The organism is Streptomyces sp. AC627_RSS907, assembly GCF_019049165.1.
The window spans coordinates 1-20,810 of record NZ_JAGMUE010000015.1 but is presented as its reverse complement, the minus strand read 5'-3'; the positions used below and the strand labels follow the sequence as shown (position 1 = coordinate 20,810).

15 protein-coding genes are annotated in these 20,810 nt (G+C 73.0%); 6 read left to right on the top strand and 9 right to left on the bottom strand.

What is annotated here, in order from left to right; genetic code table 11:
• Positions 1-7: 7 nt before the first annotated feature.
• The 5 genes from KUM32_RS04645 to KUM32_RS04625 all read right to left on the bottom strand — a co-directional run bounded on the left by KUM32_RS04645 (position 8) and on the right by KUM32_RS04625 (position 5,723).
• Positions 8-1,420, bottom strand: a complete 1,413-nt coding sequence (locus KUM32_RS04645; protein ID WP_217140491.1) for a lysine N(6)-hydroxylase/L-ornithine N(5)-oxygenase family protein — start codon at positions 1,418-1,420, stop codon at positions 8-10.
• A 147-nt stretch (positions 1,421-1,567) separates the two neighbouring features.
• Complete coding sequence (locus KUM32_RS04640) at positions 1,568-1,882, bottom strand: hypothetical protein (RefSeq protein WP_217140490.1); 315 nt, start codon at positions 1,880-1,882, stop codon at positions 1,568-1,570.
• A gap of 220 nt (positions 1,883-2,102) precedes the next feature.
• Positions 2,103-4,700 carry an aminopeptidase N gene (pepN, locus tag KUM32_RS04635; protein WP_217140489.1) on the bottom strand — a complete coding sequence of 866 codons (2,598 nt, stop codon included), beginning with the start codon at positions 4,698-4,700 and terminating at the stop codon, positions 2,103-2,105.
• Between the two features lie 154 nt (positions 4,701-4,854).
• Positions 4,855-5,205, bottom strand: coding sequence for a chorismate mutase (locus KUM32_RS04630; protein ID WP_217140488.1), 351 nt, complete (start codon positions 5,203-5,205; stop codon positions 4,855-4,857).
• A 44-nt stretch (positions 5,206-5,249) separates the two neighbouring features.
• Positions 5,250-5,723, bottom strand: a complete 474-nt coding sequence (locus tag KUM32_RS04625) for a GNAT family N-acetyltransferase (protein WP_308408590.1) — start codon at positions 5,721-5,723, stop codon at positions 5,250-5,252.
• 120 nt (positions 5,724-5,843) lie between these two features.
• Here KUM32_RS04625 and KUM32_RS04620 point away from each other — a divergent pair, with 120 nt between their 5' ends.
• Both KUM32_RS04620 and KUM32_RS04615 read left to right on the top strand, forming a co-directional pair.
• Positions 5,844-6,740, top strand: a complete 897-nt coding sequence (locus KUM32_RS04620) for a hypothetical protein (protein WP_217140487.1) — start codon at positions 5,844-5,846, stop codon at positions 6,738-6,740.
• A gap of 28 nt (positions 6,741-6,768) precedes the next feature.
• Positions 6,769-7,398, top strand: a complete 630-nt coding sequence (locus tag KUM32_RS04615) for an SIMPL domain-containing protein (protein WP_217140486.1) — start codon at positions 6,769-6,771, stop codon at positions 7,396-7,398.
• Between the two features lie 34 nt (positions 7,399-7,432).
• Here KUM32_RS04615 and KUM32_RS04610 read toward each other — a convergent pair whose 3' ends face one another.
• From KUM32_RS04610 to KUM32_RS04595, 4 genes are all read right to left on the bottom strand, one after another.
• Complete coding sequence (locus tag KUM32_RS04610; protein ID WP_217140485.1) at positions 7,433-8,155, bottom strand: VWA domain-containing protein; 723 nt, start codon at positions 8,153-8,155, stop codon at positions 7,433-7,435.
• Between the two features lie 202 nt (positions 8,156-8,357).
• Positions 8,358-9,821: a glutamate synthase subunit beta gene (locus tag KUM32_RS04605; protein WP_217140484.1), complete on the bottom strand. Its 1,464-nt coding sequence runs from the start codon at positions 9,819-9,821 to the stop codon at positions 8,358-8,360.
• The gene (gene gltB / locus KUM32_RS04600; protein ID WP_217140540.1) at positions 9,814-14,358 is read right to left on the bottom strand and encodes a glutamate synthase large subunit; all 4,545 of its coding nucleotides are present in this window, start codon (positions 14,356-14,358) and stop codon (positions 9,814-9,816) included. Before gltB ends, KUM32_RS04605 begins: the two co-directional genes overlap by 8 nt.
• Positions 14,359-14,778: 420 nt before the next feature.
• Positions 14,779-15,510, bottom strand: a complete 732-nt coding sequence (locus KUM32_RS04595) for a VIT1/CCC1 transporter family protein (RefSeq protein ID WP_217140483.1) — start codon at positions 15,508-15,510, stop codon at positions 14,779-14,781.
• Positions 15,511-15,743: 233 nt separating this feature from the next.
• Here KUM32_RS04595 and KUM32_RS04590 point away from each other — a divergent pair, with 233 nt between their 5' ends.
• Genes KUM32_RS04590 through KUM32_RS04575 form a run of 4 tightly spaced genes read left to right on the top strand, consistent with a single transcriptional unit; the run spans position 15,744 to position 20,777 of the window.
• Positions 15,744-16,793, top strand: coding sequence for an ADP-ribosylglycohydrolase family protein (locus tag KUM32_RS04590; protein WP_217140482.1), 1,050 nt, complete (start codon positions 15,744-15,746; stop codon positions 16,791-16,793).
• A complete protein-coding gene (locus KUM32_RS04585) occupies positions 16,790-18,061 on the top strand; it encodes an ADP-ribosylglycohydrolase family protein (protein WP_217140481.1) in 1,272 nt (423 codons plus the stop codon). Before KUM32_RS04590 ends, KUM32_RS04585 begins: the two co-directional genes overlap by 4 nt.
• Positions 18,058-19,239, top strand: coding sequence for an ADP-ribosylglycohydrolase family protein (locus KUM32_RS04580; RefSeq protein WP_217140480.1), 1,182 nt, complete (start codon positions 18,058-18,060; stop codon positions 19,237-19,239). The genes KUM32_RS04585 and KUM32_RS04580 overlap by 4 nt, the downstream gene beginning before the upstream one ends.
• The gene (locus KUM32_RS04575; protein ID WP_217140479.1) at positions 19,227-20,777 is read left to right on the top strand and encodes an ADP-ribosylglycohydrolase family protein; all 1,551 of its coding nucleotides are present in this window, start codon (positions 19,227-19,229) and stop codon (positions 20,775-20,777) included. Before KUM32_RS04580 ends, KUM32_RS04575 begins: the two co-directional genes overlap by 13 nt.
• The last annotated feature ends 33 nt before the right edge of the window (positions 20,778-20,810 follow it).

Below are 20,810 nucleotides of genomic sequence, written 5' to 3'. Positions count from 1 at the left end.
GGTGGCCTCAGGTCCCGTCCGCCTGTGGGGTGAGTGCCCGGTGGTGGTGTGCGGTGGGGACCTGGGGCTGTCCGTCTTCCAGGCCGAAGGTGGTGAAGGCGGTGCGGCTGGGCAGCGGGTAGGGCTCCTGGCCCGTGAGGTCGTTGAGGATGGTGGCGCTGCGCCAGGCGGCGAGGCCGAGGTCGGGTGTGCCGACGCCGTGGGTGTGGGTTTCGGCGTTCTGTACGTAGGCGGAGCCGGTGACGGTGGGGTCGAGGAGGAGGCGGAAGCGTTCGTCGACGCGGGGGCGTTCGTGGCTGTCGCGGCGCATGTAGGGGTCGAGGCCGGCGAGGAGGCGGTCGAGGGGGCGTTCGCGGTAGCCGGTGGCGAGGACGACGGCGTCGGTGATGAGGCGGGTGCGGGTGTTCTGCTGGGTGTGTTCGAGGTGGAGTTCGATCTGGGTGGGGGCGATGCGGCCGGCGGTGCGGACGTGGACGCCGGGGGTGAGGACGGTGTCGGGCCAGCCGCCGTGGAGGGTGTGGCGGTAGAGCTCGTCGTGGATGGCGGCGGCGGTGTCCGCGTCGATGCCTTTGTGCAGCTGCCATTGTGCGGTGACGAGGCGGTCGCGGACCGGTTCGGTCAGGGCGTGGAAGTAGCGGGTGTAGTCGGGGGTGAAGTGCTCCAGGCCGAGTTTGGAGTACTCCATGGGGGCGAAGGCTTGCGTGCGGCCCAGCCAGTGGATCTTCTCGCGGCCGGGGGGCCGGTGGCGGAGCAGGTCGAGGAAGACCTCCGCGCCGGACTGGCCGGTGCCGACGACGGTGATGTGCTCGGCGGTGAGGAGCGTGTCGCGGTGGTCGAGGTAGTCGGCGGCGTGGACGACGGGTACGCCGGGGGCGTCGGCGAGGGGCCTGAGCTGGTCGGGGACGTGGGGTTCGGTGCCGACGCCGAGGACGATGTTGTGGGCGTGGGTGCGGCCGACGGCGTGGGCCTCGCCGTCGGCGTCGAGTTGGGTGTAGTCGACCTCGAAGAGGCCGTGTTCGGGGTTCCAGCGGACGGCGTCGACCTGGTGGTGGAAGCGGAGGGAGGGGAGGTTTTCGGCGACCCAGCGGCAGTAGGCGTCGTATTCGGCGCGTTGGATGTGGAAGCGCTCGGCGAAGTAGAAGGGGTAGAGGCGGTCGCGGGCTCTGAGGTGGTTGAGGAAGGTCCAGGGGCTGGTGGGGTCGGCGAGGGTGACCAGGTCGGCGAGGAAGGGGACCTGGATGCGGGCGCCGTCGATGAGCAGGCCGGGGTGCCAGTGGAAGGCGGGGCGTTGGTCGTAGAAGACGGCGTCGAGGCCGGTGAGGGGGGCGGCGAGTGCGGCGAGGGAGAGGTTGAAGGGGCCGATGCCGATGCCGACGAGGTCGCGGGGGGTGTCGGGCGTGTGGTGCGTCGTGGTGTTCATCGGGGGGTTTGTCCTTTCACGTGGGTGAGGCCCTTGAACCGGGGCCGGGGCCAGAGCCGGAGCCGGGGCCGGGGCCGGGGCCGGCCGTCGGCGCGGGCGTGGCCGGGGAGGCCGGCGGTGACCGGTCGCCGGCCTCCTTCGTGCGGGTCAAGGGCGACGGTGGGCGGCGACCGTGTCGGGGCCGCCGGCGGACGGGGGGCCGCCGCGTGCCGCGGCGCCGGTGGGCAGGGCGCCGAGCGCGGTGCCGGGCAGGTGTGGCAGGGCGTGGGGGCCGCGGCCGTCGGGGCCTGATGCGAGGAGCGGCAGGACGCCGGAGTCGCGCGGACCCGGTGCGAGCGGTGGCATGCCGGAGCCGCGCGGACCCGGTGCGAGCGGCGGCATGCCGAAGCCGTGCGGGCCCTGGGCGAAGGGTGGCAGGGCGTCGGGGCCGTGTGGGCCCTGGGCGGGGGGTGGCATGCCCATGGGCTGTCCTCCGTGCGCGTTTCGACGGGCGGCGCGCGGCGCCTCGGTGAGGGGCGGCGCCGGGTGACGGGCGTGCGGGGGCTCCAGCTTGTACGGGTATGGGTGCGGACGTCCGGGCAGCTCGACGAGCACAACCCGAAAGGGGGTACTCACGCGGCGCGGCCGGCCCCCGTGGTGGGAGCCGGCCGCGTTCGAGATCGGGTGCGGGTGCGGGTGCGGGTCAGTGTGTGCCGGCCTCCCGCACGCGCAGGGCGCGGGCCAGGTCGTCGAGCTGGTCGACGAGTTTGCGGCGCAGGGCGGGGATCGGGTCGGCGTCGGCGAGGCACTCCTGGCCGAGGCGCAGGGTGTCGGCGTCGACGGCGTGGGTGGGGAAGGCCCAGCGGCCGGCGGCGTCGGCGATGGCGGGGCCGCGGCGGGCGGCGACGGCGGCCGCGTCGGCGTAGTAGCGCGGGACGAAGTCGCGCACGAGGTCGGCCTGCTCGGGCTGCCAGAAGCCCTGGGCGGTGGCGGTGAAGAGGTAGTTGGAGAGGTCGTCGGAGGTGAACATGGCGTCCCAGGCGCGGCTCTTGGCCTCGGGGTCGGGCAGTGCGGCGCGGCAGCGGGCGGCGCCCTCCTGGCCGGTGGCGCTCGGGTCGCGTTCGAGTTCGGCGGCGATGGTGGCCTCGTCGGTGGCGCCGAGGACGGCGAGGCGGGTGAGGATGCGCCAGCGCAGCTCGGGGTCGAGTTCGGGGCCGCCGGGGACGGTGCCGTCGGCGAGCCAGGCGGCGATGGTGTCGGGGTGGGCGGCGGTGGCGATGCGGTGGCGTACGGCGATGAGGCGCAGTCCGGGGTGGTCGCCGTCCTCGGTGCGGCGGATGAGGTCGCGGCACAGGTCGGTGAGGGTGGCCAGGGCGGCGGGCCGCTGCTCGGGGGTGACGTAGCGGTCGGCGACGTGGGCGGTGGCGAAGGCGAGGACGCCGTCGACGAGGGCGAGGTCGGTCTCGTGGGGGAGGTGGGTGCGGGCGATGTCCAGGTAGGCGGTGGCGGGGAGCTCGCCGTCGCGGACGGCGTCCCGCAGGGCGTTCCAGACGACGGCCCGGGTGAGCGGGTCGGGCAGGCCGGACAGGGCGGTGCGCAGGGTCTGGAAGGAGCCTGCGTCGAAGCGGATCTTGGCGTAGGTGAGGTCGCCGTCGTTGAGGACGACGAGCGCGGGCTGTGGGCCGGCGGTGCTGAGGGCGGTGGTCTCGCCGGCGAGGTCTGCTTCGAGGCGCTGGCGGAGGGTGAGGCGGCCGGTGTCGTGGAGGTCGTGGTCGTAGACGCCGATGCTGATGCGGTGCGGCCGGGTTCCTCCTGCGGGCTGAAGGTGTCCGGCGTGCTTCAGGCCGCTCCGGTCCTTGGCGGGGTCGGGCGCGGGCGGGGCTCCGGCGCTGCCCCGGTGCTGGATGCCGAGGTGCCAGTTGCCGTTCTCGGTGCCCAGCTCCGGGACGAGGGTGTCGACGCCGGTGGTGCGCAGCCAGGCGTCGGCCCAGGCGTGCACGTCGCGGTCGGTGGCGGAGGCGAGGGAGTCGATGAAGTCGGCGAGGGTGGCGTTGGCGAACTTGTGCCGGTCGAAGTGGATGTTGATGCCGGCCAGGAAGTCCTTCTCGCCGAGCCAGGTGACGAGCTGGCGCAGGGCGGAGGCGCCCTTGGCGTAGGAGATGCCGTCGAAGTTGAGGAGGGCGGAGGCGGTGTCCTCGACGTTCTCGGGGGCGACGGGGTGGGTGGAGGGGCGCTGGTCGGCGTCGTAGCCCCAGGGTTTGCGGGTGACGCCGAAGTCGGTCCAGGTGTCGGTGAAGCGGGTGGCCTCGGCGGTGGTCTGGTAGCCCATGTACTCGGCGAAGGACTCGTTGAGCCAGATGTCGTCCCACCAGCGGAGGGTGACGAGGTCGCCGAACCACATGTGGGCCATCTCGTGGGCGATGACCATGGCGCGGGTCTGGCGCTGGGTGTCGGTGACGGCGGACCGGAAGACGAACTCGTCGCGGAAGGTGACCAGTCCGGGGTTCTCCATGGCGCCGGCGTTGAACTCGGGGACGAACGCCTGGTCGTAGGAGTCGAAGGGGTAGGGCTCGGTGAACTTCTCGTGGTAGCGGTCGAAGCAGTCGCGGGTGACGTCGAGGAGTTCGTCGGCGTCGGCGTCGAGGTGGGGGGCGAGTGAGCGGCGGCAGTGGATGCCGAAGGGCAGGCCGCGGTGCTCGGTGCGCACGGAGTGCCAGGGGCCGGCGGCGACGGCGACCAGGTAGGTGGAGATCGGTGGGGTCGTGGCGGCCTTCCAGTGGCCGTCGCCGGTGTGTTCGGTGATGCCGTTGGCGAGCACCTTCCAGCCCTGGGGCGCCGTGACGGTCAGGTCGAAGACGGCTTTGAGGTCGGGCTGGTCGAAGGCGGCGAAGACGCGCTGGACGTCGTCCATGAACAGCTGGGTGTAGACGTAGGTCTCGCCGTCGGTGGGGTCGGTGAAGCGGTGCATGCCCTCGCCGGTGCGGGAGTAGCGCATGGCCGCTTCGACGCGCAGCTCGTGCTCGCCGGGGGTGAGGTCCTTGAGCGCCAGCCGGTTGCCGTCCAGGGTGTCGGTGTCGAGGGGCTGTCCGTCCAGGGTGACGGTGCGCAGTTCGGCGGGCTTGACCTCGACGAAGGTGTCCGCGGTGTCCGTTTCGCCGCGGACGGTGAACCGGACGGTGGTGCGGGAGTCGAAGGTCTCGTCCCCACGGGTGAGATCGAGGTCGATCGCGTAGTGGTGGACGTCGAGGAGCCGGGCACGGGTCTGCGCTTCGTCGCGCGTCAGTACGGACATGAACGCCATGCTGCCTGATGGCGTCGGTACGGCACAGAGGCGGATCGGTACGCGGATTATGTCCGGTCCGTTCCGGGGCCGCCGCCCACCCCGGCGTGCGCCCCCGTGGGTGGTGCGTGCACAGCGCGTGTGCCCGTGCGCGCACCTCGTGCCGGGGCCGGGTTCAGTGCGGCGCCGGGGTGGTCCCGTTGCCGTTGCTCTCCGCGATGCGCTCGTGGTGGTGGATGACCTCGGCGATGATGAAGTTCAGGAACTTCTCCGCGAACGCCGGGTCGAGTTTGGCGCTCTCGGCGAGGGCGCGCAGCCGGGCGATCTGCCTGGCCTCGCGGGCGGGGTCGGCGGGCGGCAGTTGGTGGCGGGCCTTGAGGTGGCCGACCTGCTGGGTGCACTTGAAGCGCTCGGCGAGCATGTGGACGACGGCCGCGTCGATGTTGTCGATGCTGTCCCGCAGCCGGCCCAGTTCCTCGCGGACGGCGGGGTCGACGGCACCGGTACCGGTGTTGCTGGTGGTCATGGGTGCCCACTTTACGGGCGGAGTCCCGGCCTGCGCAGTCCGTCTCAGGGCCCGAGAAGCTGTCCGGCCCGGCCGGCCGCGATGCGTTTGTGGAAGTAGACGTCCTCGTGCCCGCCGGGGACGCCCTCGATGCGGCCCCGCTCCCGGAAGCCGAGCCTCGGGTAGAAGCCGGGGGCCTGGAAGGTGTACGTGGACACGATCATGTCGGTGCAGCCGCGTCGGACGGCTTCGTCCTCCGCGGCGCGCATGAGCCGGCTGCCCCAGCCGGCCTGCCGCTGGTCCTCGCGTACCCAGAGCATGTCCACGCTGGCCAGGGTGGCCCAGGTCCAGGCGGTGAGTCCGCCGACGAGGGCGCCCGTGTCGTCGGTGACGCGGACGGTGAGGGGTCGGGTCCGCGCGCCTTGGGCGTGCGCGGTGTTGAAGGCGGTCAGTTCGTCGTCGAGTCGCCGTTCGAGGTCGGCGTCGGTGCCGCCCACGCTCAGTGAGGCGGTGACGGGGTGGCGGTGTTCGCTGGTCACGGTCCCGGATTGTGCCCGGGGGCCGGAGCGGGGGCGAACGGTTTGCGCCGGGCGGCGCGGGTGGCGGCGGCGCTCCTCGTACAGTGGGGAGGAGGGTTCCGACGTCTTGGGGGTTCGGGCGTGGCGAACGGCGGACCGGTCGAGCACGGTTTCCCGCACCTGGTGACGGTGCGGGAGGCCGTCACCGCGCTGTACAAGCGTTTGTCGTACGACACCGTCCGGACGTTCTCGGCCAGTGTGGCCCCGGCCGATGTGGCGTTCTGTGACACCGACGACCTGTATCTGGGGGCGCAGCGGGTCGCTCACGAGCTGGTGCGTCACTATCGTCTGCCCGACGCGCGGATGATCGTCTCCTTCCGTGAGATGACGCATGCGGCGAGTGTGGAACTCGCGGCGGGCCCGGAGTACTTCATCGAGCTGAACGACCGCTTCCGCAGGCATCGCCGGGACATCGGCGCGGCTCTGGCCCACGAGGTGATGCATGTGTATCTGCACCGTCTCGACCTGTCGTTCCCCAGCACGCGGGAGAACGAGATCCTCACCGACACGGCGACGACGTACCTGGGTGCCGGCTGGCTGCTCCTGGACGCCTACCGGGAGGACTCGGCGTCGTCGCAGAAGCTGGGGTACCTGACGCCGGAGGAGTTCGGCTACGTCCTGGCCAAGCGGGCGCTGGTCTTCGGTGAGGACCCGTCGGTGTGGTTCACCAGTCCGCAGGCCTACACCGCGTACGTCAAGGGCGCGGCCCTGGCCCGCCGGGACGAGCAGCAGCCGCCGCTCACCGCGGCCGGCTGGGCGGGCCGCCGCCGCTACGCCCGGGACCGTCGGCACGCGCTGGACCCGCGCGCCGCCGGGCTCCCGGCGGACGGCCCGTACGTCTTCACGCCGGGTGGGCAGGGTCCGCCGCGGGTGTCCTTTCCCTGCCCGACGTGTCACCAGCGGATCAGGGTGCCGGTGCGAGGGCGGGTGCGGGCGCGGTGCGGGCTGTGCCGGACGGTGCTGGAGTGCGACACGTAGGGGGCGCGGCCGGTGCTTGAATGCCGGTATGACACAGGCCATCGAAGAACCGTGGGGGATCAGTGTGGCCGGCGTCGGCACGGTGCGGGTGGAGCCCTCGCTCGCGCGGGTGCGGCCGGCGGTGGACGTGCTGGAGCCGTCTGCCGACGAGGCGTTCCGGAAGGCGGGGGCGGCCGTGGCGCGGCTGCGGGAGGTACTGCGCCGGCATGGCGTGCCGGACGCTTCGGTGTCGGGCTCGCGGCTCGGTCTCGCCTCGGAGTACGGCGGTCCCGGTGGTGGCCGAAGGCTCCTCGGCTACCGCTGTCAGGCGTCGTACTCGGTGGTGACGGAGGCGCTGGACGATCTGGAGCGGCTGATCGTGGACATGGTCGACGCGGGCGCGCACCGGATCGACAGCGTCGAGTTCGACGTGCTGGACAGGCCGGCGCTGCGCGACGAGGCCCGGCGCCGGGCCGTGGCCGACGCCCGCCGGAAGGCGCAGGTGTACGCGGAGGCGGCGGAGGTGCGGCTGGGCCCGGTGCTGCACGTCCAGGACGCGGGGACCGAGCCTCTCGCCGCGTTCCGTGTCGCCGGGTCCGGCGGCCCGTCCGGGGCGCTGGCGCCGGGCACGGTGGAGGTGTCGGCGGGGGTTCTGCTGGGCTTTTCCCTGCGGCACTGACCGAGGGCGGTGTCCGAGGTGATGGCCGGCGCCGTTACGGCCGTACGATGCCCTGCGCGCGTGCGGCCACCAGCCATGTGGGGAACTCGCCCACCAGGCGGTCGTACAGCTCGGCGTCGGAGACGTTCCGCGGGTCGCTGCCCGCGTGGAAGAACCCGGCGTTGTCGACGGTCCGCTTGTCCGGCACCGCCAGCTCGTCGAGCTTGCGCAGGTACTCGAACTGCCGGCTGCCCGGGTCGCCGAAGCCGACGAACTGCCAGAACAGCGGAAGTCGTGCCGCTTTGCACAGGTATCGTTCGGCGGCGAGCCGGTTGACCGGGCCGCCGTCTGTCTGGAAGACGACCAGGGCGGGGTGGCGGGCCCCGCTGTCGAGGTAGTGGTCGATGACGGCGTCCATGGCCAGGTGGTAGCTGGTCCTGCCCATGTGCCCGAGGTCCGACACGATGCGTTCGACGCGTCCCTGGTGGTCGGCGAGCGCGATCTCGGTGACGGCGTCGACGTCCGTGGAGAAGAACACCACCGGCACGGTGCCGTCGTCGTCGAGGTGGGCGGACAGCCCCAGCACCCGGTCGGCGAGTGCCTGCACACTGCCGTCCTTGTAGTACGGCTTCATCGATCCGGAGTAGTCGACGACGAGGTAGACGGCTGCCCTCGTCCCCTCCAGTCCGTGCTTGGTGAGCGACACCCCGGCGCGCTTGTACAGGTCGACCAGCGCGGGCGCCGTCTCCCGCACCTCGGTGAGACTGATCGCGGCCATGCGGACTCCCCCGTCACCCCGTACGTACGGCTTTCGGCTGCCGAGGTTACGGCACGGCGAGCGGCCCCGGGTGTGCGACGGCGCCTGCCCCTTCGTCCGGTCGGGGACGGGGCAGACGCCATCTCGGGGGGTCTGGGGGGAATCCCCCCAGAGTGCCCGCCCGTACGCCTTTGTACGGGACGTTCTTCTGTTGTCGCGTCCGTCAGACCGTCAGTGCCCGGTCCGTCGGGCGGATCGGGGCCGGCAGGTCGCTGGCTCCGGTCAGGAAGCGGTCGGCGCCGCGGGCGGCCGAGCGGCCCTCCGCGATCGCCCAGACGATGAGGGACTGGCCGCGGCCGGCGTCACCGGCGACGAACACACCCGGCACGTTGGTCTGGAAGTCGGCGTCCCGGGCGATGTTACCGCGTTCGTCGAGCTCCAGTCCGAACTGGTCGACCAGTCCGTTCTCCCGGTCGGTGCCGGTGAAGCCCATGGCGAGCGTGACCAGCTGGGCCGGGATCTTGCGCTCGGTCCCCGGCTTGGGGGTGAGCTTCCCGTCGACGAACTCGACCTCGCTCATGTGCAGCCACTGGACGTTGCCGTCCTCGTCGCCCTCGAAGTGGGTGGTGGAGACGGAGTAGACCCGCTCGCCGCCCTCCTCGTGGGCGGAGGTGACCTTGTAGAGCATCGGGAAGGTCGGCCACGGCTGGCGCACCGCGTCCCGCTCCTCGCCCGGCCGGGGCATGATCTCCAGCTGGGTGACGGAGGCCGCGCCCTGGCGGTGGGCGGTGCCCACGCAGTCGGCGCCGGTGTCGCCGCCGCCGATGACGACGACGTGCTTGCCCTCGGCGGAGATGGGGGCGGTGACGTAGTCGCCCTCCTGGACCTTGTTGGCCAGGGGCAGGTACTCCATCGCCTGGTGGATGCCCCTCAGCTCGCGGCCGGGAACGGGCAGGTCGCGTGCGGTGGTGGAGCCGGCGGCGATGACGACGGCGTCGTACCGCTTCTTCAGGTCGGTGGCCGGCAGGTCGCGGCCGATCTCGACGCCGGTGCGGAACCGGGTGCCCTCCGCGCGCATCTGCTCGATACGGCGGTTGATGTGCCGCTTCTCCATCTTGAACTCGGGGATGCCGTACCGCAGGAGGCCCCCGATGCGGTCGGCCCGCTCGTAGACGGCGACCGTGTGACCGGCCCGGGTCAGCTGCTGGGCGGCGGCGAGGCCCGCCGGGCCCGAGCCGATGACCGCGACCGTCTTGCCCGACAGGCGCTCGGGGACCTGCGGGGCGACGTCCCCGGTCTCCCACGCCTTGTCGATGATCGAGACCTCGACGTTCTTGATGGTGACCGCCGGCTGGTTGATGCCGAGCACGCACGCCGACTCGCACGGCGCGGGGCACAGGCGGCCGGTGAACTCCGGGAAGTTGTTGGTGGCGTGCAGACGCTCGGACGCCGCCGACCAGTCCTCGCGGTAGGCGTAGTCGTTCCACTCGGGGATCAGGTTTCCGAGCGGACAGCCGTTGTGGCAGAACGGGATGCCGCAGTCCATGCAGCGGCTGGCCTGCTTGCTGATGATCGGCAGCAGGGAGCCGGGGACGTAGACCTCGTTCCAGTCCTTGACGCGCTCCTCGACGGGGCGGGTCTTGGCGACCTCACGGCCGTGGTTCAGGAAGCCCTTCGGGTCAGCCATTGATCGCCGCCTCCATCATCTTCTCGGTGATCTCGGACTCGGAGAGACCGGCTCGCTCGGCGGCGTCCTTGGCGGCGAGCACTGCCTTGTACGTGCTGGGGATGATCTTGCTGAAGCGCTCCACCGCGGTGGGCCAGTCGGCGAGCAGCTTCTCGGCGACCGTGGAGCCGGTCTCCTCGGCGTGGCGGCGCACCACGTCGTGCAGCCAGTCCTTGTCGGCGTCGTCCAGTGGCTGGATCGCGTCCAGGTTGCCGACGTTGACGTTGTCGCGGTCGAGGTCGACGACGTACGCGATGCCGCCGGACATGCCGGCCGCGAAGTTGCGCCCGGTCTCGCCGAGGACGACCGCGTGGCCGCCGGTCATGTACTCGCACCCGTGGTCGCCCACGCCCTCCGAGACGACCAGCGCGCCGGAGTTGCGGACGCAGAAGCGCTCGCCGACCTTGCCGCGCAGGAACATCTCGCCGCCGGTGGCGCCGTAGCCGATGGTGTTGCCGGCGATGGTGGAGTACTCGGCGAGGTGGTCGGCGCCCCGGTCGGGGCGGACGACGATCCGGCCGCCGGAGAGGCCCTTGCCGACGTAGTCGTTGGCGTCGCCCTCCAGGCGCAGCGTGATGCCGCGCGGGACGAAGGCGCCGAAGGACTGGCCGGCGGAGCCGGTGAAGGTGATGTCGACGGTGTCGTCGGGCAGGCCCGCGCCGCCGAACTTCTTGGTGACCTCGTGGCCGAGCATGGTGCCGACCGTGCGGTTGATGTTGCGGATCGCGACCTGGGCGCGCACCGGCGGGGCGTCGGTGGCGTCCGTGGCGGCCAGCGCCTCCGACGCGAGCCGGATCAGCTCGTTGTCGAGCGCCTTCTCCAGGCCGTGGTCCTGGCCGACGGCCTGGTGGCGCACCGCGCCCTCGGGCAGGTCGGGCACGTGGAACAGCGGCTCCAGGTCCAGGCCCTGCGCCTTCCAGTGGGTGACGGCGCGGGTCACGTCGAGGGTCTCGGCGTGACCGACGGCCTCCTCGATGGAGCGGAAGCCCAGCTCGGCGAGGATCTCGCGGACCTCTTCGGCGATGAACTGGAAGAAGTTCACGATGTACTCGGCCTTGCCGGAGAACCGGTCCCTGAGGGTCGGGTTCTGGGTGGCGATGCCGACCGGGCAGGTGTCCAGGTGGCAGACGCGCATCATGACGCAGCCGGAGACGACGAGCGGCGCGGTCGCGAAACCGAACTCCTCGGCGCCCAGCAGCGCGGCGATGACGACGTCCCGGCCGGTCTTGAGCTGGCCGTCGGTCTGGACGACGATCCGGTCGCGCAGGCCGTTGAGCAGCAGGGTCTGCTGGGTCTCGGCGAGGCCGAGCTCCCAGGGGCCGCCCGCGTGCTTGAGACTCGTCAGGGGCGAGGCGCCCGTGCCGCCGTCGTGGCCGGAGATGAGCACCACGTCCGCGTGCGCCTTCGACACACCCGCCGCGACCGTGCCGACGCCGACCTCGGAGACCAGCTTGACGTGGATCCGCGCCTGCGGGTTCGCGTTCTTCAGGTCGTGGATGAGCTGGGCCAGGTCCTCGATGGAGTAGATGTCGTGGTGCGGCGGCGGGGAGATCAGGCCGACGCCGGGGGTGCTGTGCCGGGTCCTGGCGACCCAGGGGTACACCTTGTGGCCGGGCAGCTGGCCGCCCTCGCCGGGCTTGGCGCCCTGGGCCATCTTGATCTGGATGTCGTCCGCGTTGACCAGGTACTCGCTGGTGACGCCGAAGCGGCCGGAGGCGACCTGCTTGATGCTGGAGCGGCGCGCCGGGTCGTACAGGCGCTCCGGGTCCTCGCCGCCCTCACCGGTGTTGGACTTGCCGCCCAGCTGGTTCATGGCGATGGCGAGGGTCTCGTGCGCCTCCTGGGAGATGGAGCCGTACGACATGGCGCCGGTGGAGAAGCGCTTGACGATCTCGCTGACCGGCTCGACCTCGTCGAGGGGGACCGGCTGCCGGTCGGACTTGAAGCCGAACAGGCCGCGCAGCGTCATCAGCCGCTCGGACTGCTCGTTGACCCGCTCGGTGTACTGCTTGAAGACGTCGTAGCGGCCGGAGCGCGTGGAGTGCTGGAGGCGGAAGACCGTCTCCGGGTCGAACAGGTGGGGCTCGCCCTCGCGGCGCCACTGGTACTCGCCGCCGATGTCCAGCGCGCGGTGGGCCGGCGCGATGCCGCTCGCCGGGTACGCCTTGGCGTGCCGGGCGGCGACCTCCTTGGCGATGACGTCGATGCCGACGCCGCCGATCTTGGTGGCGGTGCCGTTGAAGTACTTCGCGACGAAGTCCTCGTCGAGACCGACGGCCTCGAAGACCTGGGCGCCGCGGTAGGAGGCGACGGTGGAGATGCCCATCTTGGACATGACCTTGAGGACGCCCTTGCCCAGGGCGTAGATCAGGTTCTTGATGGCCTTCTCGGGCGCGCCGTCCTCGGCCTGCAGGAAGGTGCCGGCGCGGACCAGGTCCTCGACGGACTCCATCGCCAGGTACGGGTTGACGGCGGCGGCGCCGTAGCCGATGAGCAGGGCGACGTGGTGGACCTCGCGGACGTCGCCGGCCTCGACCAGCAGGCCCACCTCGGTGCGCTGCTTGGTGCGGATGAGGTGGTGGTGGACGGCCGCGGTGAGCAGCAGTGAGGGGATCGGGGCGTGCTCGGCGTCCGAGTGGCGGTCGGAGAGGACGATCAGGCGGGCGCCGTTCTCGATGGCGGCGTCGGTCTCGGCGCAGATCTCCTCGATGCGCGCGGCCAGCGCGTCGCCGCCGCCGTGCACCCGGTACAGGCCGGAGAGGGTCGCGGCCTTGAAGCCGGGCATGTCGCCGTCGGCGTTGATGTGGATGAGCTTGGCCAGCTCGTCGTTGTCGATGACCGGGAAGGGCAGCAGGACGCTGCGGCAGGAGGCGGCGCTCGGGTCGAGCAGGTTGCCCTGCGGGCCCAGCGAGCTGCGCAGGGAGGTGACCAGTTCCTCGCGGATGGCGTCCAGCGGCGGGTTGGTGACCTGGGCGAAGAGCTGGGTGAAGTAGTCGAAGAGCAGCCGGGGGCGCTCGGAGAGCGCGGCGATGGGCGAGTCGGTGCCCATGGAGCCGATCGGCTCGGCGCCGGCCTTGGCCATCGGCGCGAGGATGACGCGCAGCTCCTCCTCGGTGTAGCCGAAGGTCTGCTGGCGGCGGGTGACCGAGGCGTGGGTGTGCACGATGTGCTCGCGCTCGGGGAGGTCGGACAGCTCGATCTCGCCGGCTTCCATCCACTCGGCGTAGGGCTGCTCGGCGGCGAGCTGCGCCTTGATCTCGTCGTCCTCGATGATGCGGTGCTCGGCGGTGTCCACGAGGAACATGCGGCCGGGCTGCAGGCGGCCCTTGCGGACGACCCTGGCCGGGTCGATGTCGAGGACGCCGACCTCGGAGCCGAGGACGACGAGGCCGTCGTCGGTGACCCAGTAGCGGCCGGGGCGCAGGCCGTTGCGGTCGAGCACGGCGCCGACCTGGGTGCCGTCGGTGAAGGTGACGCAGGCGGGGCCGTCCCAGGGCTCCATCATCGTGGAGTGGAACTGGTAGAAGGCGCGCCGGGCCTCGTCCATCGAGTCGTGGTTCTCCCACGCCTCCGGGATCATCATCAGCACGGAGTGCGGCAGCGAGCGCCCGCCGAGGTGCAGCAGCTCCAGCACCTCGTCGAAGGAGGCGGAGTCGGAGGCGTCCGGCGTGCAGATCGGGAAGATCCGCTCCAGGTCCGAGGACGAACCGAACAGGTCGGAGGCGAGCTGGGACTCCCGGGCGCGCATCCAGTTGCGGTTGCCCTTGACCGTGTTGATCTCGCCGTTGTGCGCGACGAAGCGGTACGGGTGGGCGAGCGGCCAGCTCGGGAAGGTGTTCGTGGAGAACCGGGAGTGCACGAGCGCGATCGCGGAGGCGAAGCGGCGGTCGGACAGGTCCGGGAAGAAGGGCTCCAGCTGGCCGGTGGTCAGCATGCCCTTGTAGACGATGGTCCGCGCGGACAGCGACGGGAAGTAGACGCCGGCCTCGCGCTCGGCGCGCTTGCGCAGTGCGAAGGCGCGGCGGTCGAGGGCGATGCCCTGCGACGCCCCGTCCGCCACGAAGAGCTGGCGGAAGACCGGCATGGTCGAACGGGCGGTGGCGCCCAGCAGCTGCGGGGCGACCGGGACCTCGCGCCAGCCGAGGACGGTGAGGCCCTCCTCGGACGCGATCGTCTCGATGCGCGAGACGGCGTCCTCGGTGCCGTCCACCGGCAGGAAGGCGATGCCGACGGCGTACGCCCCGGCCTCGGGCAGGTCGAATCCGGCCACCTCGCGGAAGAAGGCGTCCGGCACCTGGGAGAGGATGCCCGCGCCGTCGCCCGAGTCGGGCTCGGAACCGGTGGCGCCACGGTGTTCCAGGTTGCGCAGCACGGTGAGCGCCTGGTCGACCAGGGTGTGGGACGCCTCGCCGGTGAGAGTGGCGACGAAACCGACGCCACAGGCGTCGTGCTCGTTGCGGGGGTCGTACATACCCTGCGCAGCAGGGCGAGCATCCATGAAGGACCAGTTCTGGCCATTCGCGGAGTGCTGGGACGGCTGGCGCGGCGTACGCATCGGCTCTCCCGTCGTCGTCATCTGGCATGTTCAAGTGCCGAGGGACGACGTTGGCCCTCTGCGTGGCTACGAAATTTCGTGCAGGTTACATGATGGAGCGGTTCTCGGACACTGGGATAATCCGTTCCAGCATGCGGACACCGGGGTCTCGCGGCGGGGGTACCGCACCCGGCGGTGGAAGCTGTGGGGACCGAAGCGGACAGATCGGTGTCCGTCGGCCCGGAGGGAGCGCCGTCGCTCACTCCACGAGTGCGCGGCAGGCTTCATTGCCCACAGCGCTTACGGCTCATGCCCGGGGATCACGCGCTCGAAACCAGCGAGTAACGGCTACTTATGCGGTCCGACGCATAAGTTCGAGCCTGGCTATCCTACGGCCGTTCCGAACACGCTGCCCAGGGCGTACGTCACACCGGCCGCCGCGCCACCGAGGGCGAGCTGCCGCAGACCGCTGTACCACCAGCTGCGCGCCGTCACCTTGGCGACCACCGCGCCGCACAGGAACAGCCCGGCCAGCGCGAGCAGCACCGCGGGCCACAGCGCACTGGCGCCGAGCAGGAACGGCAGGACGGGAAGCAGCGCGCCCAGCGCGAAGGAGCCGAACGACGACACGGCCGCGACCAGCGGCGAGGGCAGGTCGCCGGGGTCGATGCCCAGCTCCTCGCGGGCGTGTATCTCCAGGGCCTGCTCCGGGTCGCGGGACAGCTGGCGGGCCACCTCGCGCGCCAGGTCCGGCTCGACGCCCCGCGCCTCGTAGAGCGCGGCCAGCTCGGCCTCCTCGTCCGCCGGGTGCTTGCGCAGCTCCCGGCGTTCCACGTCCAGCTCGGCCTCGACGAGCTCGCGCTGCGAGGCCACGGAGGTGTACTCGCCGGCGGCCATGGAGAAGGCGCCGGCGGCCAGGCCGGCCAGACCGCTCAGCACGACGGTCTGCTGACCGGCCGCGCCGCCCGCGACGCCGGTCATCAGGGCCAGGTTGGAGACCAAGCCGTCCATCGCGCCGAAGACGGCGGGGCGCAGCCAGCCGCCGTTCACGTCACGGTGGGTGTGGTTGTCGCGGTGCGCCTCGTGCAGCGACGCCTCGGTCTCGATGATGGCCATGCGGGCCCCCCTGAAGGCTAGTTTGGATTGGTTCTACTTTTTAACAACACCAAATCTACGTCGGTCATTTCCCCGTCGCCAGCAAGGAAAGGCTGGGCTTACCTGCGGTTTTACCCTCGGCCGCTCATCCGTGATCATGACCTCACAGATGTCGACCGGGTGACGCTGCGGCTCATGAGGCTGCGGGGCGCACCGCACCGGGGACAGATCCGCAAAGGGAGAGGAGAGGCCGCATGGCATCCACCGCCTGGGTCCCCCCGGCCCCCGCGCCCGGCGACGCCGCCGGGCTCCGCGAACGGGCCCGGGGCGCGCTGCTCGGACTGGCCGTCGGGGACGCCCTCGGGGCGCCGGCCGAGAACCTGAAGCCCTCCGAGATCCGCGCCCGCTGGGGTCGCATCACGGGGTACGTAGCCGAGAAGCCGGCCGGCACCGACGACACGGAGTACGCGATCTTCTCGGGCCTCCTGCTGGCCCGGTACGGCTCCGCGCTCACCGCGGCCCATGTGGAGACGGCCTGGCACGAGTGGATCGCGGACCGGGAGGAGGGACCCTTCCGGGGCGCGGGCTTCAGCGAACGCGGCACGCTGGAGAACCTGCGCCGTGGCCTCGCCGCCCCCATCTCCGCCCAGCACCGCCATGCCTGGAGCGACGGGCTGGCCATGCGGGCCGCGCCCCACGGCGTGTTCGCGGCGGGCCGCCCCGCCGAGGCGGCCCGGCTGGTGGCGATCGACGGTTCGGTCAGCCACGACGGGGAGGGCATCTACGGCGGGCAGGCGGTGGCGGCGGGGGTCGCGGCGGCCATGGCGGGCGCGCCGGCCGTCGCCGTGGTGGCCTCCGCCCTGGCCGTCGTCCCGGACGACTCCTGGACGGCCCGGTGTCTGCGCCGCGCGATGACGGCGGCCCACCGCGGGGAACGCGCCGTCCGCTCCGCGGTGGTCATCGGCGGCTACCCCTGGACCGACCTCGCCCCCGAGGCGGTCGCCCTCGCCTTCGGCGCGTACGCGGCGGCCGACGGCGAGTTCACCGACGCCGTGCTGACGGCCGTCAACATGGGCCGCGACGCCGACACCACGGCGGCGGTGGCCGGCGCCCTGGCCGGCGCGACCCGGGGCGTCCGTGCCATCCCGGCCGAGTGGGCGGCGGCGATCGGACCGGCGCGCGGCAGCTGCCTGCCGGCGATGGCCGGGCACCACGTCCTGAAGGTGGCGGACCTGCTGACCCGCGCGGCGCGGGGGACGAAGGGGAGCACACGCCACGAGGCGGTGGCGGAGGTGCGGCCGTGACCAGGGCCCGTCCCGCCGGAGAGGGACCGGCCACCACGGCGTACGTCGCCCCGCCCGGGGCTCCGGAGCGGTCCGGGTCCGCCGGGAGCGGAAGCCTCCGCTCCGGACCCGAGCCCGCCACGCCGGCGCGTACGGCGCACGGGCCCGACCGCGTCGAGGGCCTGCTCCTCGGTCTCGCCGCGGGGGACGCCGCGGGCTGGCCCGCCGCCCGGCACCGGGCCGCGCGGATGCCCGAGTGGACGCGCCGGCTCACCCGCGAACTGGACACCTTCGCCGAGCAGAACGCCACCACCACCCTCCCCGTCCCCATCGCCCTGAACCAGCCCCCGGAACCGCTGCGCCTCGGCCCGTCGGACGACGCCGAGTGGGCGGCGTTCGCGGCGGAGGCGGTGCTGCGGGCCGGGGACGACGGCGCGCTCGGGGACCTCGGCCGGGAGCGCCGGATACGGGCGGCGATCGACCTGACCTGGAACGCCGTCGCCAGCGAGGTGGCCGCGGCGACCGAACGCGCCCCGGAGGCCGAGTCGGCGGTACTGCCGCTGCGGGCCCGCATCTCGGTACGGGCCGGGCTCGGCAACCTCGCCGCCGGCCTGCGCCCGCCCGCCACCGGCCACGACAACCCGCACTACTTCGACGACGCCGCATGCGTGCGGGCCTGCGTCCTCGCCGTCGCCCACCCCGGCGCGCCGGGGCCCGCCGCCGACCTCGCCGAGTTCGACGCCCGCTACACCCAGGACGGCGACGGCGTGCACGGCGCCCGGGCCATGGCGGCGGCACTGGCGTGCGCGCTCGACGGCGCCGGCGTACGCACCTGCGTGACGGCCGCGCTCGCCGAGCTCCCCGAGGAGACGGAGATCGGCCGCAACGCCCGGCAGGCACTGGCCCTGGCGGCGGCCGCGGAGAGCACCTTCGCCCTGGTCCCGCTGCTGGAGCACCAGATCGTCGACCACGTCTACAGCTACGGCGTCGCCGCCGCCGAGACCGTCCCCGTGGCCCTCGCCCTGGCCACCGCCGCCCACGGCCGGATCGCGGAGGCGGTGCCGGCGGCGGCCTGCCTGTCCCGCGTCGCGGACTCGGCCCCGGCCCTGGCGGGCGCCCTCACCGGCGCCCTGGGCGGCGGCGCGTCGATCCCCGGGTCCTGGCGCGACGCCTGCCGCACGCTCCCCGGCTGCGTACTGCCCCGGCTCACCGGTACCGACCTGGTGGAGCTGGCCGGACTCCTGCACGCCACCCGACCGTCCCCGCCCGAAGGACGCGACACGACATGACCCCCAGCACAAGCACACCGGACGACGGCACGGCGAGCCTGGAGGAGCGCGTCACCGGCGCCCTCGTCGGCGCGGCCGTCGGCGACGCGCTCGGCGGCCCGGTCGAGGGCTACTCCCCCGAGCAGATCCTCGAACGCCACGGCGGCCGCGTCCACGGCGTCGTCGGCCCCTGGAACGGCGACGCCTGGCGCACGGCCCGCCCGCTCGCTCCGTACCACAAGGGTGACGGCCACGTCACCGACGACACCCTGATGACCCACGCGCTGGTACGGGTGTACGGCACGGTCCGCGACCACCTCGACGCCTACGCGGTCGCCGAGCACCTCGTCCCGGACCTGATGACCGCTCCGCGCTGGATCCCGGAGCTGGAGGCCGAGGCGCTCCCCCTCCAGCGGATCTTCCTGGCGGAGAAGTGGCTGGTGGCGAGGATCCACTACGGTCACGCGGACCCGCGCGAGGCGGGCACCGGCAACATCGTCAACTGCGGCGCCGCGATGTACATGGCCCCGGTCGGCCTGGTCAACGCGGCCCATCCGGCGGGCGCGTACGCCGAGGCGCTGGACGTCGCGGGTGCGCACCAGTCGTCGTACGGCCGTGAGGCGGCCGGTGTCCTCGCGGCGGCGGTGGCCGCGGCGTGCGCGCCGGGGGCGACGCCGGACTCGGTGGTGGGGGCCTGTCTGTCCCTGGCGAAGGACGGCACGCGGTCGGCGATCGAGGCCGTCTGCGACGTGGCGTCGCGGTACTCGGACTACGAGTCGGCACTCGCGCCGCTGCGGGCGGCGGTGGCCCCGTACGACACGGTGGGCCCCGACTACCGCTCCCCCTGTCTGGGAGCCCGCCGCCCGTCCCGCCTGCACGCGATCGAGGAACTCCCCGTGGCCCTGGGCATGCTGCTCGTCGCCGGCGGCGACTACCGGCACGCGGTCCTCGGCGCGGTCAACTACGGCCGCGACTGCGACTCCATCGCCACGATGGCGGGCGCGCTGGCCGGGGCGCTGGGCTCCCCGGTCCCCGAGGACTGGGCGAAGACGGTCGCGGAGGCCAGCCGCCTGGACCTGTGGCAGCCGGCGGCGACGCTCACCGAGGTGGCCCGGGAGGTCTTCGCACGGGACGTACGGCGGCGGCGCGCCCACGAGCGGGCGTTCACCGCGATCGGGGGCGCGGGATGCTCCGACTGACCTGGGTGCAGCCCGAGGACCTGATCGGCCACGAGCTGCGCCAGGCGGAACAGGACGGCCGCGACGCCTCCTCGGTCGCGGCCCGCTGGCGGGCGGCGGGCGGCTGCGAGGCCCCCGCCCGGGCGGGCGCGTCCGCCCGGCCGGCCTCGCCCCGCCTGCGCCTGCTCGCGGAGGAGCTGCTGGACGAACTGGCGGAGCTGCCCAGCCCGTTGGCGGCGGTGGAACCGACGGAGCTGGCGGACATCAGGGCCCTGTGCCCGAACTGGCCGGCACCGGCCCCGACGCCGCACGCCCGGTCCTCCCGGGCGCCGTCGGCGGGGGCCCCGTACGAAAGCGGGCGGGCCCTGCCGCCGGGCCGGGTTCCACAGGGGCCGGGGACGGGCGCCCACCGCCGGGGCCCACGCCGCGGCGCCGAAAGCCCTGCGGCCCCGCACCCGGCCCCGGCGTCGGCACCGGCCGCACGTACGGCCGTGTCCCGCCTGGAAGCCGCCTGGCTCGGCAGAGCCGCCGGATGCCTCCTGGGCAAGCCCGTCGAGAAGCTCCCGCTGGAGGGCATCCGCCGCCTCGCGCGGGCCACCGGCAACTGGCCGCCGAACACGTACTTCACGGCCCGGGGCCTCCCCCCGGACCTCACCGCGGCGTACCCCTGGAACCGCCGCTCGGCGGCCACCTCCCTCGCCGAGAACATCGACGGCATGCCCGAGGACGACGACCTCGACCACCCCCTCCTCGCCCTGCTGCTCCTCCAGCGCCACGGCAAGGCCTTCACCACGGTCGACGTCGCCCGCGTCTGGCTCGACGAACTCCCCGCCGGCCGCGCCTTCACCGCCGAACGCGTCGCCTACCGCAATCTGCTGACCGGTCTCGAACCCCCGCACACCGCCCGCCACCGCAACCCCTTCCGCGAGTGGATCGGCGCCCTGATCCGCGCCGACGTACACGGCTGGACCAACCCCGGCGACCCGGCCGCCGCGGCCGGGCAGGCCCACCGCGACGCGGTCCTCACCCACACCGCCAACGGCGTCTACGCCGCGATGTTCACCGCGGCCGCCATCGCCACCGCCGCCACCGGCACCCACGACGTCCACGCCTGCCTGCGCGCGGGCCTCACGGTCGTCCCGCCCGCCTCCCGCCTCGCCGAAGCCGTCCGCCGGGCCGTGCGTCTCGCCGAGACCCACGACGACTTCGACACCGTCGTGCACGAGCTCCACGCCCGCTACTCCCCCACCCACCACTGGGTCCACGCGGTCCCCAACACCGCCCTGATCGCCGCCGCCCTCACCCACGCGGACGGCGACTTCACCGGCTCGGTCTCCCGTGCCGTGTCGGGCGGCTGGGACACCGACTCCAACGGCGCCACCGCCGGCAGCCTCGCCGGCCTGCTCGCCGGTGCCCCCGACGCGCTGCCCGAGCACTGGACGACCCCGCTGAAGAACCGCCTGGCCACCTCGGTCGGCGACTTCGACGGCACCGGTTTCGACACCCTCGCCCACCTCACCCACACGGAGGCCACCCGCCCATGCCCCCGCCCGTCGTGACCCCCGCGCCCGCCCCGCTGACCGGTCTGCGTG

Excerpts from the sequence above, each read along its gene's own strand:
- pepN (WP_217140489.1), bottom strand. The coding sequence starts at position 4,700 with ATGGCGTTCATGTCCGTACTGACGCGCGACGAAGCGCAGACCCGTGCC.
- KUM32_RS04590 (WP_217140482.1), top strand. The coding sequence starts at position 15,744 with ATGGCATCCACCGCCTGGGTCCCCCCGGCCCCCGCGCCCGGCGACGCC.
- KUM32_RS04575 (WP_217140479.1), top strand. The coding sequence starts at position 19,227 with ATGCTCCGACTGACCTGGGTGCAGCCCGAGGACCTGATCGGCCACGAG.
- KUM32_RS04615 (WP_217140486.1), top strand. The coding sequence starts at position 6,769 with ATGACACAGGCCATCGAAGAACCGTGGGGGATCAGTGTGGCCGGCGTC.
- KUM32_RS04605 (WP_217140484.1), bottom strand. The coding sequence starts at position 9,821 with ATGGCTGACCCGAAGGGCTTCCTGAACCACGGCCGTGAGGTCGCCAAG.
- KUM32_RS04645 (WP_217140491.1), bottom strand. The coding sequence starts at position 1,420 with ATGAACACCACGACGCACCACACGCCCGACACCCCCCGCGACCTCGTC.
- KUM32_RS04580 (WP_217140480.1), top strand. The coding sequence starts at position 18,058 with ATGACCCCCAGCACAAGCACACCGGACGACGGCACGGCGAGCCTGGAG.
- KUM32_RS04610 (WP_217140485.1), bottom strand. The coding sequence starts at position 8,155 with ATGGCCGCGATCAGTCTCACCGAGGTGCGGGAGACGGCGCCCGCGCTG.
- gltB (WP_217140540.1), bottom strand. The coding sequence starts at position 14,358 with ATGGATGCTCGCCCTGCTGCGCAGGGTATGTACGACCCCCGCAACGAG.
- KUM32_RS04630 (WP_217140488.1), bottom strand. The coding sequence starts at position 5,205 with ATGACCACCAGCAACACCGGTACCGGTGCCGTCGACCCCGCCGTCCGC.
- KUM32_RS04595 (WP_217140483.1), bottom strand. The coding sequence starts at position 15,510 with ATGGCCATCATCGAGACCGAGGCGTCGCTGCACGAGGCGCACCGCGAC.
- KUM32_RS04640 (WP_217140490.1), bottom strand. The coding sequence starts at position 1,882 with ATGGGCATGCCACCCCCCGCCCAGGGCCCACACGGCCCCGACGCCCTG.